General features: G+C 44.9%; 1 protein-coding gene. It reads right to left on the bottom strand.

What is annotated here, in order from left to right; translation table 11 throughout:
* Positions 1 to 9: 9 nt before the first annotated feature.
* A partial coding sequence (locus KTHG_RS12690) for an SMI1/KNR4 family protein (protein ID WP_139994283.1) occupies positions 10 to 985 on the bottom strand: 976 nt, incomplete at its 5' end.

Raw genomic sequence — 985 nt, 5'->3', positions numbered from 1 at the left:
CTTTTTGTGTTAATAAAGTTGTTCTACAAATGCAGTAAAGGTAATAGAACACAATCGTGTGTGTTCTTCCAAAACAATTTTTGCTGTTTCTTCATAGCTTTTCCCTAGCCAGCCTGCTAAATGTTGAAAAGGGGAGGCGCCTTCATGGGACCAATAAATAATTCCGACCGGCAAGCTATTTTTACTTCCGGTTGGATAAATGAAACCAAATAAATTGCCAAAAGGATCACAAGCAAACGGCACAAACGGAGCCGGCATATGATCGCCCATCCGTTTGACATAGTCCAACACATAATCCGCACTTGCTGGATTAAAGGACAGTAAGTCCCCTACAAAGAGTTCAATCCCTACACTTAAAAAGTGTTGGTGTTCAAAACGCCCCCCGTTGATCGTACGGAAGAATTGGGTGAAATCCTTAGGAAAGCGGACTTCTAACTGGCGTTCAACCTCGCGCAGACCCTCTAAGGCATCTTTTTCCTCCGTTCGGTAAATACCTGTTTGCTCAATACCTGAGTGATCAATCGTATATGTGGTCGGGTTAGGGTCATGTGCCCACGTCGAACGTCCTCCAGTGTGTGATACTAGATGCGCATAGGCATTGACTAACTGCATTTTCCCAGGTTCTTTATGATGATGCCAAACTAAACCTTTTAGCTTCGGCGCACCCGCCGCTAAATCCTGTAGCTGCATTGGTGTAAAGCGGGAAGCAGATAACGCTCCTGTTTCGAGCGCTTCATTTAGTTGACGGAAACATTCTTCGAGCTGTACATCGCTTTCGCCTAAATATAATTCTTCGGGCAGTGTTGCGGTAAAGTATAAATTATTCCCCTCAAAAACAGGATGCCCATCTTCATACTCTACCGGTTCTTCTGGGAGAAGTTTTTCAAAACCTGGCTCACTTGTACGAAGTAACGCCGCATAAGCCGCTTTTCTCTCTTCTGCCGCTTTTCTTCTTGCCTCTGCTTCGGCCTTTTCAAGCGCTTCA

Source organism: Kurthia sp. Dielmo (assembly GCF_000307285.2).
Taxonomy (GTDB): Bacteria; Bacillota; Bacilli; order Bacillales_A; family Planococcaceae; genus Kurthia; species Kurthia populi.
The sequence above is the reverse complement of the archived record's forward strand: the minus strand, read 5'-3'. Positions and strand labels throughout refer to the sequence as shown.